This window comes from Acidithiobacillus sp. IBUN Pt1247-S3, from assembly GCF_041146875.1.
Classification (GTDB): domain Bacteria; phylum Pseudomonadota; class Gammaproteobacteria; order Acidithiobacillales; family Acidithiobacillaceae; genus Igneacidithiobacillus.
In genome coordinates this window covers 25,386-42,538 of the sequence record NZ_JBFRXP010000012.1, presented here as the reverse complement: position 1 = coordinate 42,538, position 17,153 = coordinate 25,386, and the positions used below count along the sequence as shown (strand labels likewise).

Below are 17,153 nucleotides of genomic sequence, written 5' to 3'. Positions count from 1 at the left end.
ATGGCAGGCATTGGGTTTGAGCTGCGTCGTATTCTGCGCCGAAATAGTTATTTGGCACTGATTGAGGCCTACGGATATGCGGGTATTGTCTCATCCGGGCCGTGGATGCTATCGATTTTTGGTATATTGCTCCTTGGTTTTCTTGCCTTGAGTGACCGATCGGCGGCGCTACCAATCATCCAGTTTCAGGTATCTGTGACCTATCTGATTGCGGTTTCGCTGATTTTTACTGGACCAGTACAATTGCTTTTTACTCGTTACATCGCCGATATGCTCTTTGCGCGCCAGGCGCGTGCGGTCGTGACGATACTGCTTACCATGTTGGTGACGGCAATCGTACCAGGTGCGGTGTTTGCCAGCTTGGTTTTGCTCTTATTTTTTCAGGGAACGCCGATTCTCTATCAAGTATTCATGGGGCTTAGTTTTGTTGAGCTTTGTGGCGTATGGGTACTAACGATTATGGGCACCAGCCTGAAAGATTACAAAACTTTGGTTAGTTGGTACTTTTTAGGCTATTCCACAATTGTAATATTGGGTTTTTTTGAGGGCCGTCATTGGGGCTTGTTGGGTTATTTAGCCGCGTTTTCACTCGGGCAGCTAGTTCTCTTGTTTGGCCTGGGCGTGACGGTGATCCGTGAATTTCCGGGTTATTTAGAATGGCCGAAAACGCGAGCCAACCGGTTTTTCTGGTCGCTTTCCCTTGTCGGTTTGGCATTTAATGGAGCAGTCTGGACCGATAAATTTCTCTTTTGGTTTAATCAAGCTACGGGAGCGCGCGTCATTGGACCCTTGCATGCCTCGCCAATTTATGATGTACCAATCTTTTTGAGTTATCTCCTGATTGTGCCGGGTCTTGCGGTGTTTCTTTTTCGTCTCGAAACAGATTTCGTTGAGGCCTACCAAGCTTATAATCGGGCGATCGTTGAAGGTGGAACATTGCAGGAGCTACGCGCAGCTAAGATTGGTATGATCATGGCTACGCGTGCAGGACTATGGGATATTGCTAAGATCCAGGGTGTGACAGTTTTGCTCGCTTTTGCGTTTACGCCGCAGCTGTTGCATGTGTTGGGCTATTCCGAAAGCTATGCCCGTATCTTTCAGTTCGATGTTATTGGTGTGAGTTTGCAGCTACTGTTGATGAGCCTGTTGAATGTCTATTTTTATCTTGACCTGCGCGCTCGTGCAGTCTTGTTGAGTGTGTTGTTTTTGGTGGGAAATTTCGCGTTTACCTGGCTGACGCTTTGGGCCGGGCCGTTTTTCTATGGTTTGGGTTTTGTTGCCGGACTGTTTTTGGTTGATACGTTGGGAATCTATCTCCTCGCTCGTGATTTAGGACGAATCGATTACCTTACCTTTATTCGCGCCCGGTAGGGCGCAGTGTAACATTCGTGTAGCAGGACATAGGTCGCTGTTCTACAATGGATTGATGAAATTGTTTGGAAGTGGTGTAATGTAAATCATACAAAATTCTGTGGGTAACCGTTTGTAATTGTATAATATACTGCAACTTTCTGCATGGCATATTTCCTGCTTAGAGAGTGCGGCGAAAATTGCGTAGAGGAGCGAAGAAATAATGGGTGAGCGTATTTTGGTGATTGGTGGTGCTGGCTTTATCGGTTCGCATACGGTGGACCATTTGCTCACCCAGGGTTACTCGGTGCGGGTTCTTGATAACTTCTCCACCGGTCGGCGCGAGAATCTTCCCGCATCGCATCCGCGCTTGGAGGTTGTGACCGGTGATATTGGGGACAGCCACCTTTGGGCCAATCTGCTTGCTGACATCGATGGCATTTTGCATCTGGCCGCTCAGGTGTCAGTGCAAAAAAGCATAGAAAATCCGGTGAACTCCTGTACCGAAAACATCCGGAATTTTGTCATTGTGCTGGAGCTCGCGCGGAAACGCGGCGTGCGCGTGGTGTATGCGTCGTCAGCGGCAGTCTACGGCGATCCACAAACTCTGCCATTACGCGAGAGTGATCCGGTTGTGCCAATTTCGCCCTATGGGCTGGAAAAGTACAGCAACGAACTGTATGCGCAACTTTACGAAAAAATGTATGGCCTTTCGCACTTGGGGATGCGCTACTTCAACGTTTATGGGCCACGCCAGGATCCATACTCACCCTATAGTGGAGTGATTTCTCGCTTTATAGTACAGATGCGTTCAGGGCAGCCTCTGAGCATTCGCGGAGACGGATTACAGGAACGGGACTTTATTCACGTCGCAGATGTCGCGCGCGCCAATGTTGCAGCCTTGTTCTGCACTTGCTCAGGAGTGCTCAACATCGGCTCCGGGTGTGCTACGACTATTCGCCAACTGGGTGAGACACTTTGTGATTTGCATGGTTCTGGTGAGTTTTCCTGGGTTCCTCCCATCGCCGGCGATATACGCCATTCCTGTGCGGATATTACCGCCATGCGAACCTTGCTGGGCGCGCCTAAGATCACCCTGGCAGCGGGGCTGGGAGAGTTTCTCAACACGGATGCCGGAGTAGACGTGGGCGCAGAAGCGGTGGGAGCATAAGCCTCTATTACCCTTGCTTGGTGCCATGGTGATGCCCTTCTCCCCTTTTTTGCGCACCGTAACACTCCTGTAGCAGGGTGTACTCCTTTGTTCTATAAAAGATCAATGATAAAGCCTTCAAATGTTGTAATAGAAACGATACAAGATTATATATAAAAAACGTCTAATATATCATAATATACAGACACTTATAGATTGGCATGTTCCCTGCTTGTAAGGTAAAGGGCATCTTTTGTGTTTCTTGGAACGGGAACAGCAGGGGGTGGCACTGGGGATAACGTGAGCCGCTGGAGGCCAACATGCTACAGGACATCAATCGATACAATGCTGCAAACGCGCGCCAAATCTTGGAGTATTTCCATGCCAAACGGGTGTTGATTACCGGTGGCTTCGGCTTTGTTGGCGGGCACGTGGCGCGCCATCTATTGGATTGTGGTGCGGAGGTGACAGTACTGGACATCGACACCTCTCCTAGTCGTCCGTCGATGATGAATTGTGCGCAGCAGGGATTGCGCGACCAGGTGCGCGTGGTGGAAGCAGACGTGACGGACAAGCTGGCTATGCAGGAAGTCATCGAAGAGGGGCGCTTTCACTATATATTTCATTTTGCTGCTTATGCGTCGGTAATCGAAAAGGCGCTGACCGCACCCTACGACACGATCATGGCAAATACGATAGGCTGGATCAATGTGTTGGAAGCCTGTCGCATGACCGATCATAAACCGAATATGATTTTTCTATCGTCAACCGACAAAGTCTACGGTGAGATGGATGGAGACTCCTATTTCGAACACATCACGCCGTTGCGCGGCATTGGTGTATATGACTCCGCAAAACTTGCCGCAGATGTGTTTTCCCGGACCTATCATGAGGCGTTTGGTCTGCCTACCGTGACGCTACGGATGTGCAACATCTACGGACCCTATGACTTCAATAGCGCCTACCGTTTGCTCCCAAAGGCCATGCAAAGCATCTACGGAGGCACTGAGCCAGTAGCGCCGGAACTCTATTTTGATGCAATTGAGCATCATCGTGACTATCTTTATGTCGATGATCTGGTAAATGCCATCATATTGCTCGCGCACGGAAATGTGTGCCGTGGAGAAGTTTACAACCTGGCTGGTGGCACCTATCTAAGTACCCCAACCATGTTGCGCACGATTGTAGAGTTGTGCGCGGAGGTGGAGGGCGCGTACGACGAGACGCGTGCGGCGCAAATTCTGCGTAACGGCATCGCCGTGCGTGTTAGTGCGAATGCGTCAACGGTCCATGCCATCAGTAAACAACACTTAAACGGTGAGAAGCTGATAAATGACACAGGTTTCCAGCCGGGTGAGTCATTTGCAGATGCATTGAAGGCGACTATACGTTTCTATCTGGACTACTTTATGGCAAGTGGGGCGGAGGCAGGCCATGCACAACGTCTGGCAGGATAGAAAGTGTCTGGTTACCGGCGGCGCTGGGTTTGGCGGCGCACATCTTTGTGAAAAATTATTGGCATGCGGGGCGCAGGTATATGTGCTCGATAAACTTGTGCACGACCTGTCCTATTTCCGTCTGCAAGGTTTTGAACGCCATGTGCAAATGATCATCGGTGACATCACTGATAGCGCTTTTGTCCGCCTGCTATTAGAGCGGTTCGAGATCAACACAATTTTTCACCTCGCAGCCCAACCCATCGTGCCAATCAGTAACACTCTGCCGATGGAAACCCTGCACACCAATGCCATGGGTACGTTTGTGCTGCTCGAGGCGATGCGCCAGAGTTTATTCGTCGAGCGCATGGTGGTGGCGTCCAGTGGCGCATATTATGGCGCTACCACCACCGATAGCGCGTTGTTGGAGACGGATCCGCCACGCACAGCAACGAACATCTACGCGTCGTCGAAGGTCGCAGCAGATGCGGTAACGCGTAGCTACGGGGGAGCCTATGGGTTGTCCGTCGCAGTGTGTCGCTTCATGAACACCTATGGACCAGGCGACATCAATTTTACTCGTCTGGTGCCGCGGGCAATACGCAATCTTCTAAACGCTGAGGCCTATCATTTTGGCGCACGGGATGATGGCAGTTCGCGCCTGGATTTCCTCTATGTAGGCGATATGGCGGAGGCATATATGCGAACCGCAGAAGCAATGCCGGGGTGTCGCGGGGAGTCTTTCAATTTTGGCAGTGGAGCTGCCACCTCAATAACTGATGTGGCTAAAAAAATCTCCATCCGTTATGATGGCCAAGAGCGAACCCCAATATTTGCAGGAGAGAAAAGAGAGCGTCCGGCAATTAAATACCTCAACGTCGATAAGGCAAGGAAGTCGTTAGGATGGGAGCCAAAAACTGCATTGGAAGATGGGTTAAATAGCACTTTGGAATGGTACCGGAAAAACTGGAAGATGCTACGCAAAATCGCATGAGGTGAAGGGGGGGCGTTAATTATGCGTAAAATGGTTCGTTATATCTCCCAGTTTGGAGCTAGGCTGTTACCCGTAGTTGGTTTTTCCATAGCAGTTTTATTGTTGTTTATGTTGGCAGTGCTGCCGGTACAGAATCAGGCGCAGGTCTATATGAGCGTGACGCTGCTTGCGATCATGATGCTTGGGCTTTTCGTCATCAAGCGGTTTCCGGTGCCTACCGAGATGGTTGATGTCATACGTGTATTGAACATATTCATTGCCTTATATTTGATTGTTCGTTATCTGGTGTGGCGGGCGGAATTCACTATTGGTGGCTATGGAATAGCGAGTACGGTTTTTGGATCGCTCCTGTTTGCGGCAGAGGTATACGCTGCAATATATGCAGTGTTGGGTTTTTTCGTGAATTTTTCGCCGCGCAATAGAGCACCAGTGCCGCTGCCGGAAGGAATGGCGAGTTCGCCATCGGTAGATATTCTTGTGCCAACCTACAATGAGACGTCCGACGTTCTGGAAATTACCCTGCTGGGCGCCTTGAATGTCGATTATCCACCAGAGAAAGTGCGTGTGCATCTTTTGGACGATGGTGGCACCGACGATCGCTGCCAAAGCCCGAAAACCAGTGCAATGGCACAAACTCGCCGCGCCGAGTTGCAGTCGCTCTGTACCCAATTGGGTGCGACTTATCATACTCGCGCACACAATGTCCATGCCAAGGCTGGAAATATCAATGCCGCACTTGCGTCTTTAGATGGCGATCTGATGGTAATTCTTGATGCCGACCATGTACCTACACGCGATTTTCTCACGAATACCGTAGGATTTTTTATCAAAGATCCGCTCTGTGCGGTGGTGCAGACACCTCATAGTTTTATCAATCCCGATCCCATTGAAAAAAATCTCGACATTTATCACGATTCGCCGCCGGAAACGGATTTGTTCCAGCAGTACATACAATCCGGACTCGATGGCTGGGGCGCCAGTTTTTTTGTTGGTTCGGCGGCCGTTATACGTCGACACATGTTGATGGAAATTGGCGGTATACAAACCGATACCCTTACCGAAGATGTTGAGACCGCAATGATGTTGCATGCGCGTGGCTATCACAGTGTCTTCCTGAACCGATCGCAGGTTCTCGGATTGCAACCGGAAACTGTGACTAGCTTTATCAGTCAGCGGGTTCGTTGGGCACAGGGGGCCATACAAATTCTGCAAATGAAGAACCCGATTTTTGTTCGTGGTTTGAGTCTCGCACAGAAAATGACCTATATTACCAGCTTTTCTTACTGGTTGTTTCCTTATGCACGAATGATCAATATGCTTGCGCCCTCGATGTTTTTGTTGTTTGGTATCATGGTATATGACGCTACCATTGGCCAATATTTGATCTATGGAGCGCCATATTTCTTGGCAACATGGATATATTCGGATTTTATTTATGGAAAAATCCGCTGGCCGTTGACTTCGGATGTCTATGAAATGGTGCAGACGCCGCTGGCGTCGATAATGCTGTTCAGTACCTTATTGCGGCCGGGGAAGCGACCGTTTAATGTTACCCCAAAGGGGGAACAACTCGACACCGATTTCGTGTCTTCGGCGATTCGGGTGCAACTGATATTTTTTGCCATCATAGTTGGTTCCCTGTTGGTTGGCGCGTGGCGCTGGGTAAGCTCGCCAGGTGAGCGCCCGCAATTGGTGTTTACGATGATTTGGGAAGTGCTTAATTTCCTCATCATTACGGCGACAATCGTGGTCATGTTGGAGAGGCGTCAGGTACGGGGAAACTACCGCGTAGGATTTGGTGACGGAGACGCTCAAGTGTACGGGGAGATCGCTCTCAAATCAGGTGCAATGGTTCGTTTGCCCGTCTCTGACCTGTCCATGGGGGGAGTGGGATTTCGGCATGCGCACTGGCCCGCTAGTATTGAGCAAATGCGGGCGAATATCACTGGGGTTCGTCTGACTGCGGAAGGAGCAAGCATTTATTCAACAAGTCTCATACCCGTTTGTATGGTGCAGGGGCGCGGCGATGAAGTGGGGTTGGAATTTCAGTATCGGGATATGACACAGAAAAAGGAGTTGGTTGGCCTTTTGTACTGTGATAGTGGGCAGATTGCGGGATATTCCGAGCGGCGTAAAAAACGGGTAGGCTTTGTCTATTCATATAGTTATTTTTTAGCGAAAACTGCGGCAGGGGTCGGTTATTGGGGTAAATTTCTGTGGACCAGAAATCTGCGTGACACTATCGGACATATTGCGCGCCTGCCAGTCGCGACCGCCGCAGTAGTGCGTCGCGTTCCAGAGCTAGTAGGACGTTCACGATCATGAGATTTTGTAGCTACATTCCGTTGGCGCAAGGGATTCTCCGCATGCTGGGCCGGATGATCCTTCTACTTGCGGCGATGTCGGTATCCGCTGGGGTAAATGCTGCTACAGTCGATCACTCCGTCGCCAACCTTTTGCATGGGCCGCAATATGTCCACCTCTCGCCGCATGACTCCCATTTCGATATTCCCTGGGTGATCCCAGCGCACCAAAAAGCGGAGCAAGTTTTACTTCACTTGTTTTATTTTGTTGGTCCGGGGACGGTACCGGGTAGCGAACTGGTGGTTGCTTTGGATGGACGGGATGTCGCTGCGGTTAAAGAAGATCCAAAATATCCAGAAGGGCAAGCCGTAATTCGCCTCACCAATCAACCAATCGATGCGGGGAGCCATAAAATATCTATACGCTTAGAGACGACAGAAACTGTTGCTTCCGCATCGCCAGTCTGGACGCAGGTTGACCTCTATCGATCATCTCTCAGCTATACCGTCGACCACCTTCCTTGGCGGCAAGTAGACTTTGCGGATTTGGACAAGGTTCTTCGCCAAAGCGATCAAAGCGAGCCACGGATTTTGCCGCTACAGTTGCTTGGTCCAGTTTCCGCGACCTTATTGTCCGCAGCCCAACAGGTAGTTGCAGGTGTTTCACTGCGGGGTAGTGAGCCATTATTAGTACAGGCTAATTTTGGCGTTGCTGGGGATAAGGCGGGGGATACAGATTCCCAGAGTTCCACGGTGCCAATTTCTGTCGTCATTGGCACAGAAAAGGATATTGGAAATAGCTATTCAGATATTGGGAAGACGGAAGGACCTGAGCTAATTCTGCGCCAACCCAAAGATGGTGCGAATGGTGTGCAGTTGATCGTTACCGGGCGCACTCCTGCTGAAGTCCTGCAGGCAGCCCTGGCTTTCGGGAGTAATCGGAATGCCGTGCCTGCTGGCGCCGTGTGGCAAGTGCCAAAGCACTTGCCTTTGGCGAGCGATATGCGACAGGGTGATCAACTCGCCGCCGTCTTGCGACCGGGAACCGAGGTCCCTATTAATAAGGTGAATTTGGATACGAATAGCGCGGAGGAGTTGGCCGCCAACTTGATTCATTTTTCCTTTTGGATGCCCGGCGGGCAATTTGCGGACCGTCAGGCGCAGATGACGATGAAATTAAATCTCGATGTTGCGCCGAGTGGAACAACGCAAAACCCACCATTGGTTACCATTCGCGCGAATGGTGAATGGATATCACAATGGCATTTGGGCCTTGGTGCGGGACACTATGAGACAAAGGTGCCATTTTCAACCCTGGATGCCGGAACCAACCATATCAGCTTGGAAGTTACCGGTGGGACAACTAAATTGCTCCCCGGCTCGACGTTGCATATTCCCAAGACCCATGACTATGCGATGCTGCCTGATTTGCGATTATTTGCCCGCACGGGCTATCCCTTGGTGCGCACGGATGGAGAAAAACTGGGGGTGGCCTACCTTGATCCGTCAGCACAGGAGGTAAGCGCGGGGCTTACTCTGTTTGCACGCTTGGCTCAGGCTTCGAGGAGTAACCTACCCGCCGCTAGCGCGCAAATCGGTGATTCCCTGAGCGGGTCCAATGAGATCGTCCTTGGGACGTTGCCAGACCTTTCCAAATCCCAACTAGTGGGCGCGCCGCTGCAGTTGACGCGCACCGGATTACGTTGGCAGCTTGGTAGTTCCACCAGTTCTTGGAGTGGAGTGGAGGGGCAACAACCATCCGCGTTTCTCTTGGAAAGCCCCAATGATCCGCATGGTCGGACGTGGAAAGTTTTATTTGCGGCGCGTGACGCCGCACATTTCGCAACAGCCGCTTGGCAGCTTGTCAACACGAAAAGCTGGCACACTCTTAGCGGCAATTTCGCCTGGCTCGATAAGGGGGGGGAATATCGCTCAACGCTATTTGGTGGACAAAAAATATATGGTAAAAAAGACAGTCCATGGTACTGGATTTATCTATTTTCCGTCCAACCATACTGGTGGATATTAATTGCGCTCCTGCTCGTCGCAGGAGGCGCACTTTCTGGTTGGGCAATTATTAAAAACAGGCGTCGGCGTTGGCGTATGGAGGAATCTCATGGACAGTAACGATCAAAGCCGGTTCTATGTTGGCCTTGTCACTGGAAGGTTGTTGGGCTTGGTTCTTCTACTGTTCATTTGGATTGCCAGTCGACCGGTATTCGCAGCGGTTGTGAATCACCATGAATCAAGTAACCTGGTTGAGCAGATCAGTGGCGAGAAAGGGTCGAGTTCGCCTGAGCTAGATGCGGCGGTAAAGAACATCTGGGAGAAAATAAATCAAAAAAACATCGCGTTGGCAACAGCCGAGATACAGTCTACAGAAGCGAAATATCACGGCTGGCATCCGAACGCCGAGATGGATTTTGTTCTATCAGAACTAAAGGTGTGGCAGGAAATAAAGCACGGTAGCATAGAACATGCGACGCAGGAACTGCGGCGTTTTACCTCGCGCTATGCCAAGGGGCCGGAGGCGTTGCAGGAGCAGAAAGATCAGATCAGCATGCAATCTGTGTTGATGGATCGCCGGCTTTGGTGGGACTTACAGCAGCGCGCAACTGCCAGCGAAATGCGCACAAAAATTAAAAATGCGGAAAGTGAAATCCCTGGATATCACCCATCGCCGGCACTGCTGAGGGTGGTAGAGACGGATCAAGCTGCAGATAGCGTCCCAGATTTGGCAAAGAAAAATGACTGGAATGCTGTCATTGCGTTGGCTCAGCGCTATCCACTGGTCTTTTCCTCCGCAAAGTACCCCGAGAACGCCCTTTTACTTGCCCACGCGCAAGCGCTTTCTGGCAATCCTCTGCAAGCAAGTCGATATTACTATTCGCAGATACAAACAAGTAAAAATCTTGCACGCACGCAATTGCTTCTTAATGACGCGAGTGAGGTGCTGCCCGAGTTTGCGGTTAACAGCCTTTACAAAACCGCGAAGGAGAAATATCCGGATGCAACGACGCAATTGGAACGCTGGCATCTGAATTACCTGTTAGGTATTGCTGCGCGCTGGCATGCGCAGGGGCAGAATATGCGCGCCTGGTTGCTGTTAATGCCGCAGATCGCCGAGATCGAACGGGCCAAGCGCCCCAGCGACGCGAGATTGATTGCCGCCATTCAGGGCGCACTGAAACATAGTGCCTCGGCATTACAGTGGTGGTTCTTGGCGGCTCGCTGGTCTGGGAAAGAAGAAGATTGGCAGACTGCCGGTACATTAGCTATGGCCGATGGTGCCACCGTACAGGCTGGAGAAGCTATGGCACACCTCCCGCCCGAATCAACACCAGCACGCACCCTATATGGATGGTATTTTCAACAACGTGCGGTAAACGCCTTTCAGCACAAAGACTATGAGCAGACATTGTATTATTTGCGGGAGTTGAGAAGCAAACAGCCACTCTCAGCCGGGATGCAGAGTATAAGCGCATGGTCGCTTATTCACCTACATGAGTACTCGCATGCGAGCGAAATGTTCCATTCTTTGTACCGCGCGGAGCCCAATTCCGATAATGCAGCAGGCGTTGCCCTTGCGGACTATAACACTAAATCACTTGCCTCGGCTTATCTGTTGGCGCAGCAAGTCCCCGGGGCTTTGTCGACATACTTGCCCATGCCAGCGATGGCCGCTAATTTGGACAATATCAATAAAATCACCTGGCGCATGAACGCGAAGGGGCAGGTTATCTTGCCAGCGAAACGCGCCAGCTTCCTATTGCTGGGCGCGGGTTGGATGCAACGCGGTGGGCGGGGTGCTGGAAGTAGCCGCCTGCAAGAGATTGCGCCTGGCGTTTTGGCGCAATGGGGATTGAACTGGCATTACTCAGCATTCGCACAGTTACATGGCTCCTGGTTAAACTCCAATGTGGATTCCGTGCAATCGACAACTCCGTTTGGTGCAGCGCAGTCGCTTGGCTTTGTGCCATCTGGATCGTTGTCTAACTGGCGTGCACCCAGTATTTTGCTTGGTATTGACGACCTCTTGCCTGAATATCAATGGCGTGTTGGATTCGGTTGGACTTCGCCGAGCAGCATCGGCGGTGGTTCGCCGCAGGCCGTTTTGCAATATCAGCACAATATAGGATCCAAAGGCTCATACTTGGCGGTAGACGCATTGCGTGATGCGCTGCGGCAAAGCTGGATTTCCTATAATGGAACCCGGGGCTTTTTGACGCTGAATGAGCCTGGAAAAAGCGCGCAATCCATACCTTACGAGTGGGGTGCGGCGATGCGCAATCAGGTTGGGATCAATGGTTATTATGCCGGGCAAAAAACAATGTCCTGGAATTACTTGGCTACCGTTCATTTCAATGCGATTACGGGTCACAATATTCGTAGCAACTATGGTTGGACGAGCTACCTATCGGCGATGAAGCCGGTTGTTGTAAACGAATCCTGGTGGTCTGCCGTGGGACCGGCATTATACTCAGAGGGTTACGCGCGGAACGAAAACTTTACCACCCCAGGATATGGCAATTACTACAGTCCAAAATGGTTGTTACAGCCGCAACTTGCGGTAGCGGTAAGCCATTGGTGGGACGGTGGGTCATTATCGCTTGCGGCTGGGATCGGTTACCAATGGGCACGCACCGCTGCAGCCCCACTCATTGGAGCTTCTGCGCTGCAAGGCTTCTCACTGGCGGCTGGCGGCGGGGCCATTGGGGAATTTGCCGCTGCAGATAATAGCAATATATCGGGCAGCATTGACCTGCGTGTTACCCAGAAAATTGGGCAAAATTGGTATCTAGATAGCAGTGCTAGTTATCAGGCGAATCCGGCGTTTTCCCAAACCAACGTCGGTGTGGGAATTCGCTACGTCTTTTCTGGTCTGATGCCTAGAACCCTTTCTCTGGCTGCGCTTTTGGGGAATATGTGGCGACTCAATCCATGAAGGCAAGGATATGGCAATGGCCCGGGCGCGTAGGACGGGCACTATCTCCAGTTGTACTGGGCTTTGTCCTGCTCAGTTTGTTGATTCCTCAGGCGCGGGCGGATGGCGTGACTGATTGGCAGCATTTTTGGACGGATTACCAACGGGTTTTCGTAGACCCGCAATCCGGTCGTGTTATCGATTGGTATGAGGGTGGAATCACTACATCGGAGGGACAGTCTTACGCGTTATTCTTTGCTTTGGTTGCGAATGAACCGCAGGTCTTCGCGCGAATCCTGGCGTGGACACAGAGCAATCTTGCCCAGGGTGATCTCGCAAAGAATCTACCAGCTTGGCGTTGGGGCAAAAACAAAGATGGGAAATGGGGACTATTGAGCGAAAACCATGCGGCAGATTCGGATCTTTGGATTGCTTATGATTTACTGCAGGCCGGTCGTTTGTGGAAAAATCCCGATTACACTCGCTTGGGAAAAGCTTTGGCGCAGCATATTGCCGCGCAAGAAGTCTTGCCAATGAAGGGTGTCGGTCCAATGTTGATACCGGGAGAAAAATATTTTCATTTTGGCTCGACGCTGATCATTAATCCAAGCTATCTGCCGCCTTTTCTGCTCGCAGCCTTGGCACAACAGCTGCCCGGCGGACCATGGGCCGAAATGCTCGATAAACTGCCTTATGTTACTCAAAAAACGGCGCCGAATGGCTTCTCTCCGGGATGGGTTGCCTATGATGAAAATCGGGGTTTTTTCCCTGCACCACAAGGAGTCTATGGAAGTTATAACGCTATTCGCGTCTATCTGTGGGCAGGGATGACGGACCCATCTACGATAGGTGCAAAGGCGGTGCTGGATGCATTGTGGGGAATGGCGCTATATATGCAGTCTAACGATCTCCCGCCACTAAAAGTGAACGTTTTGACTGGGAAGGGAGAGGGGATTGGGCCCAGCGGATTCTCGGCGGCTATCATTCCTTTTTTGGCGCGCTATCAGATGCAAAAATCCATTTCCATTCAATTACAGCGTCTGGCGCGAGAAAAAGACCCCAATACGGGCGTTTATGGGCGCCCTCCAGTACACTATTACAACCAGAATCTCGCCCTATTTGCGCTGGGCTGGTACGATCATGCCTATCGTATGGGGCCTCACGGAAATGTCCATCCCAGTTGGGCCGAGAAATAGGTGGCTTGTATTTTGATTATCGTAGGAAAAATCCATGACTGATGCGCTATTCGATTTTGATGCGGTTGTGGATCGCCAGCATACCGACAGCGTCAAATGGGCTGGAGCGCAAAAAAAATTTGGCAAACCAGTTTTCCCCATGTGGGTGGCTGATATGGACTTTGCGGCCGCTCCCTGTATTTTGCAAGCCTTGGAACGGCGGCTTGCAGAACCAGTATTGGGGTATCCAGATCATGATGAAAGGGTACAGGAAGCGGCGGCGGACTGGTGGCAAAGGCGGTACTCTTGGGCGGTGAATCGGGAGGAAATCGTTCTGGTTCAAGGTGTTGTTCCGGCGTTATATGCTGCAGTGCGCGCGTTTTCCCAGCCGGGAGATGGAATCGTTATTATGCCACCGATCTATCCTCCATTTTTTGCGGCGGTAGAAGCGCAAGGACGACAGTTGATTTCCGTGCCGTTGCGTAAGGATGCGGACTTACGCTATGAGATGGATTTCGCCGCGTTAGAGGCAAAATTGCCACAGGCCCGCATGTTGCTGCTCTGTTCTCCACACAATCCGGTAGGACGGGTGTGGACCGGGGACGAATTACGACTGCTGGTCTCACTATGTCAGCGACATGGCGTGCAGATCGTCAGTGACGAAATTCATGCCGATCTATCTTGTCTCAAGCTAACCCATCGCCCGCTAGGAAAGGTGGACCCCACGGCCATCGTCCTGGCGTCGGCAAGTAAAAGCTTCAACATTGCTGGCTTGGGTGGCGCAGTTGCTTGGCTCCAAGGGGCCGCGCAAAAGGCAAGGTTTGTCGAAGAACTGCGACGTAGTGGTATCCTCGGTACGCATACCTTTGCCAAAGCCGCCATGCGTGCTGCTTGGCGAGAGGGTGCGCCATGGTTACACGCGCTACAAGAGTATCTTGCTGAAAACGCCCTACTCTTGCACTCTTACTTGGATCAATATCTACCAGAGATTCGCTTCCGCCAGCCGGACTTTGGTTATCTAGCCTGGTTGGACCTCGGCGCCTGGGGGCTTGGGGATGAGGGAATCGAAGCCAGGATTCTCGACGTCGGCTTAGGATTGAATTGGGGCCCCTCTTTTGGCGAAGGGGGCTCTAACTTTGTTCGCGTCAATTACGGAACCCCTCGGCAACAGTTGCAGCATGGGCTGGAGCTACTCCGCCAAGCGGCCAGCTCGCCATCGTAAGTTGACCCTATTGTAGCTGCTTTGGATAACTCAACCGGGTGTCTCCACACAGGGATGCAGGCTTTGATAATGTTTGTGTAGCGCATCACCGGTGGCGGCGACGAGGGGATGCAAGGACGGCGTAAGGCGCGGTTGGCTGCCAAATTGCATGCTCGCCAGATCGGGAGCGGTGGCGCGCATCTGTACCGCGAGGCCGATGGTGTTGATGAGTTCGCCCGTCGTCGCCCCGCCCAGTATCTGCCCTCCTAATAGCTGCAGGGAGTCGCGCGCAAAGATGACGCGGCAGTAGATTTCCGTAGTATTGGGCATGGCCGCCGGGTGGTGATCCGGCAGGCGCGCCTCGCCCACGAGGATTGGGAAGCCCTCCTGCTGCGCCTGGTGTTCGGTCATGCCGGCAACGCCAAAGGCTAGCCCGTCGATCTCGCTGGCATAGACGCTTACCGAGCCGGCGTTGAAGCGCAGCTCGCGCAGTCCATAGAGGTTCATGCCAGCAATCCGCCCTTCCGCCGCCGCTTGCGAAGCGATCATGGCGTGATTGGCCTTGCGGGTGAAAAAGTCCTGCTTGTGGGCACAGTCCCCCACGGCAAAGATGCTCGGGTCTTCGCGGCTGCGCTGAAAGGCGTCCACCCATACCCCGCCGGAGCGGCTCAGGGTGAGGCCCATGGCCTGGGCCAACTGGGTGCGCGGGCGGGTGCCGATGGCGACCAAGACGGCATCGACAGCCAGCAGATCCTGTCCCGCAATCTGCACCCCGGCAACCTGTTTTCCCATACTGTCGGCAATGACCGCTTCCACCTTGCAGCCGGTGTGGATCTGTACGCCGTGTTTTTGCAGTTCTTTCTCCACCGCTTCACAGGCATAGAGATCAAAGGCGGCCTGCATCAGGTGTGGTAGCATCTCAATGATATGCACCTCGATGCCGCGCTTGCGGATCTCATCGGCAAATTCCACGCCAATGAAACCGCCACCAATGATGGCCAGACGTTTCACTTTCGGGATCAGGGTGCTGAAGAGCTGATCAAGGTAGTTGTAGTCTTTCTGGATGCTGAAGACACCCGGGAGGTCCAAGCCGGGGATGGGCGGAACAAAGTTGTCGGCACCGGTGGCCAGAATCAGACGTTCCCAATGGATCAGATCGCCGTTGTCGAGGGTGGCGGTCTGTTGCTGGCGATCCACTTCACTGATTCTACCAGTCTGGAGCTTGCCACCGGCGGCCAATAGTGGCGCACGCCCGGCCATATCCTCGTCGGTGCCGCCCAGGGTACCGAAGATGTAGGGGATGCCGCAGGGAATCACGGCATCGCTCTCCGGGCGCACAACGAGTACTTGCTTGTGCGGCGAAAACTGCGCGGCAGTGATGCCGCACATCATGCCCGCGGGCCCGCCACCAATGATCAGTACATCTGTAGACATCTCATTCATACCCTGCCCTCCAGGGGAAATTAAGGGGTTCACTTTCGCCGCGGCGGCCTAGCACAAAGATATAATTGGATACGTCTATAGAATAGTACACGCTCGGATGGAGTGTTTGGGGCGAGCCCGAGAGTTGTATGCGTCCACCGCCGAGTCAATCGGGAAACAAGATCGGGAGGTAATCGCGGGCGCTGTGCAAGACGTGCAGCACGTCTATGCGTTCGACCGGTGTCCCAATCAGGCGGTAGAAAATTTGATAGTTCCCGTACACGCGATGACGCACACCTCGCTTCTCGTAACGCGGTACCAAGGGGAAAGCGAGCGGCATGCTGGCGAGGGCAAAGCATTTCTCGCGTAGCTCCGCCATGAAGTTCAGCGCGCGGCGCGGGTTGTCACGGGCAATATAGTCACCGATGGCCTCAAGGTCTAACTCCGCATCGGGAAGGATGTGGACGATCATTCCCCTTCCGCCATGGCTCGGTACTTCGCTGCAAGTCGGTCGAACACTTCATCAACCGGCTTGCCTCTGTCTGCATCGGAATCCGCGAGAGCCCGTTCGATCACGGTGTCCAGCGCGGAAAGCCGCGCTTCACGGTCCTGTACGAGCCGCACGCCCTCGCGCAGGACTTCACTTTTGGAGTTGTAACGACCGGATTCGACGAGCTTCGAGATGTAGGTTTCGAGCTGCTTCCCCAAGTCAGCACTGATCATCATTCAGCCCTCCATAGCTTGATGTGGTATAGTATTCTGGATATCAACAATTATCAATGCATTTTGAGACAGAACTTAGGACAGCATGGACAAGAGGTATCCACCTGCTTTGAGCGTTAAATTGATCTGTCTGTCAAAGAACGTCGAGGCGGGGAGTATTTCCGAAACCGATCGCCCCCTGATGGCACGACCTTGAAGCACCACGAGTGAAAATAGATACCGCCGTTGAAGCGCGATAGATGCAAGCCTGTTTTACATCACCCGGCATTAGGCGACATGGCACGGGTGGCACACCCGTGCAGCGAGTGCAGCGCCGACTCTGGCCTCGCGCCACTGCTGCATCCATGCCGCAAGATTGTTTAACACCTTGTTTTTATTGGTGCCCCAGAGCAGAATCGAACTGCTGACCTACCGCTTAGGAGGCGGTTGCTCTATCCACTGAGCTACTGGGGCTGCAGTACGATGGTAGCAGGTT

General features: G+C 52.4%; 12 protein-coding genes and 1 tRNA gene. 9 read left to right on the top strand and 4 right to left on the bottom strand.

Going from position 1 to position 17,153, the window contains the following annotated elements; all coding sequences use genetic code 11:
- From pelG to AB4090_RS09670, 9 genes are all read left to right on the top strand, one after another.
- A complete protein-coding gene (gene pelG / locus AB4090_RS09710) occupies positions 1-1,371 on the top strand; it encodes an exopolysaccharide Pel transporter PelG (RefSeq protein ID WP_369573671.1) in 1,371 nt (456 codons plus the stop codon).
- A 202-nt stretch (positions 1,372-1,573) separates the two neighbouring features.
- A complete protein-coding gene (locus AB4090_RS09705; protein WP_369573670.1) occupies positions 1,574-2,521 on the top strand; it encodes an NAD-dependent epimerase/dehydratase family protein in 948 nt (315 codons plus the stop codon).
- 299 nt (positions 2,522-2,820) lie between these two features.
- A complete protein-coding gene (locus AB4090_RS09700) occupies positions 2,821-3,957 on the top strand; it encodes an NAD-dependent epimerase/dehydratase family protein (protein WP_369573669.1) in 1,137 nt (378 codons plus the stop codon).
- On the top strand, positions 3,935-4,930 hold the full coding sequence (locus AB4090_RS09695) for an NAD-dependent epimerase/dehydratase family protein (RefSeq protein WP_369573668.1): 996 nt from the start codon (positions 3,935-3,937) through the stop codon (positions 4,928-4,930). The genes AB4090_RS09700 and AB4090_RS09695 overlap by 23 nt, the downstream gene beginning before the upstream one ends.
- A gap of 21 nt (positions 4,931-4,951) precedes the next feature.
- The gene (gene bcsA / locus AB4090_RS09690; RefSeq protein WP_369573667.1) at positions 4,952-7,255 is read left to right on the top strand and encodes a UDP-forming cellulose synthase catalytic subunit; all 2,304 of its coding nucleotides are present in this window, start codon (positions 4,952-4,954) and stop codon (positions 7,253-7,255) included.
- A complete protein-coding gene (locus tag AB4090_RS09685) occupies positions 7,252-9,360 on the top strand; it encodes a cellulose biosynthesis cyclic di-GMP-binding regulatory protein BcsB (RefSeq protein ID WP_369573666.1) in 2,109 nt (702 codons plus the stop codon). Before bcsA ends, AB4090_RS09685 begins: the two co-directional genes overlap by 4 nt.
- Complete coding sequence (locus AB4090_RS09680) at positions 9,350-12,178, top strand: cellulose synthase subunit BcsC-related outer membrane protein (protein WP_369573665.1); 2,829 nt, start codon at positions 9,350-9,352, stop codon at positions 12,176-12,178. Before AB4090_RS09685 ends, AB4090_RS09680 begins: the two co-directional genes overlap by 11 nt.
- Positions 12,175-13,353: a cellulose synthase complex periplasmic endoglucanase BcsZ gene (bcsZ, locus tag AB4090_RS09675; RefSeq protein WP_369573664.1), complete on the top strand. Its 1,179-nt coding sequence runs from the start codon at positions 12,175-12,177 to the stop codon at positions 13,351-13,353. Before AB4090_RS09680 ends, bcsZ begins: the two co-directional genes overlap by 4 nt.
- A gap of 34 nt (positions 13,354-13,387) precedes the next feature.
- On the top strand, positions 13,388-14,554 hold the full coding sequence (locus AB4090_RS09670; protein ID WP_369573663.1) for a MalY/PatB family protein: 1,167 nt from the start codon (positions 13,388-13,390) through the stop codon (positions 14,552-14,554).
- Between the two features lie 30 nt (positions 14,555-14,584).
- Here the strand turns inward: AB4090_RS09670 and AB4090_RS09665 are convergent, their stop codons facing one another.
- The 4 genes from AB4090_RS09665 to AB4090_RS09650 all read right to left on the bottom strand — a co-directional run bounded on the left by AB4090_RS09665 (position 14,585) and on the right by AB4090_RS09650 (position 17,131).
- Positions 14,585-15,976: an NAD(P)/FAD-dependent oxidoreductase gene (locus AB4090_RS09665; protein WP_369573662.1), complete on the bottom strand. Its 1,392-nt coding sequence runs from the start codon at positions 15,974-15,976 to the stop codon at positions 14,585-14,587.
- Between the two features lie 145 nt (positions 15,977-16,121).
- On the bottom strand, positions 16,122-16,427 hold the full coding sequence (locus AB4090_RS09660) for a type II toxin-antitoxin system RelE/ParE family toxin (RefSeq protein ID WP_369573661.1): 306 nt from the start codon (positions 16,425-16,427) through the stop codon (positions 16,122-16,124).
- The gene (locus AB4090_RS09655; protein ID WP_369573660.1) at positions 16,424-16,681 is read right to left on the bottom strand and encodes a type II toxin-antitoxin system ParD family antitoxin; all 258 of its coding nucleotides are present in this window, start codon (positions 16,679-16,681) and stop codon (positions 16,424-16,426) included. Before AB4090_RS09655 ends, AB4090_RS09660 begins: the two co-directional genes overlap by 4 nt.
- A 374-nt stretch (positions 16,682-17,055) precedes the next feature.
- Positions 17,056-17,131: transfer RNA gene (locus tag AB4090_RS09650), tRNA-Arg, on the bottom strand.
- Positions 17,132-17,153: the final 22 nt, after the last annotated feature.

What these genes read in the sequence shown, in the direction of transcription:
- pelG (WP_369573671.1), top strand. Translation starts at nt 1, where the DNA reads ATGGCAGGCATTGGGTTTGAGCTGCGTCGTATTCTGCGCCGAAATAGT.
- AB4090_RS09705 (WP_369573670.1), top strand. Translation starts at nt 1,574, where the DNA reads ATGGGTGAGCGTATTTTGGTGATTGGTGGTGCTGGCTTTATCGGTTCG.
- AB4090_RS09700 (WP_369573669.1), top strand. Translation starts at nt 2,821, where the DNA reads ATGCTACAGGACATCAATCGATACAATGCTGCAAACGCGCGCCAAATC.
- AB4090_RS09695 (WP_369573668.1), top strand. Translation starts at nt 3,935, where the DNA reads ATGCACAACGTCTGGCAGGATAGAAAGTGTCTGGTTACCGGCGGCGCT.
- bcsA (WP_369573667.1), top strand. Translation starts at nt 4,952, where the DNA reads ATGCGTAAAATGGTTCGTTATATCTCCCAGTTTGGAGCTAGGCTGTTA.
- AB4090_RS09685 (WP_369573666.1), top strand. Translation starts at nt 7,252, where the DNA reads ATGAGATTTTGTAGCTACATTCCGTTGGCGCAAGGGATTCTCCGCATG.
- AB4090_RS09680 (WP_369573665.1), top strand. Translation starts at nt 9,350, where the DNA reads ATGGACAGTAACGATCAAAGCCGGTTCTATGTTGGCCTTGTCACTGGA.
- bcsZ (WP_369573664.1), top strand. Translation starts at nt 12,175, where the DNA reads ATGAAGGCAAGGATATGGCAATGGCCCGGGCGCGTAGGACGGGCACTA.
- AB4090_RS09670 (WP_369573663.1), top strand. Translation starts at nt 13,388, where the DNA reads ATGACTGATGCGCTATTCGATTTTGATGCGGTTGTGGATCGCCAGCAT.
- AB4090_RS09665 (WP_369573662.1), bottom strand. Translation starts at nt 15,976, where the DNA reads ATGAATGAGATGTCTACAGATGTACTGATCATTGGTGGCGGGCCCGCG.
- AB4090_RS09660 (WP_369573661.1), bottom strand. Translation starts at nt 16,427, where the DNA reads ATGATCGTCCACATCCTTCCCGATGCGGAGTTAGACCTTGAGGCCATC.
- AB4090_RS09655 (WP_369573660.1), bottom strand. Translation starts at nt 16,681, where the DNA reads ATGATGATCAGTGCTGACTTGGGGAAGCAGCTCGAAACCTACATCTCG.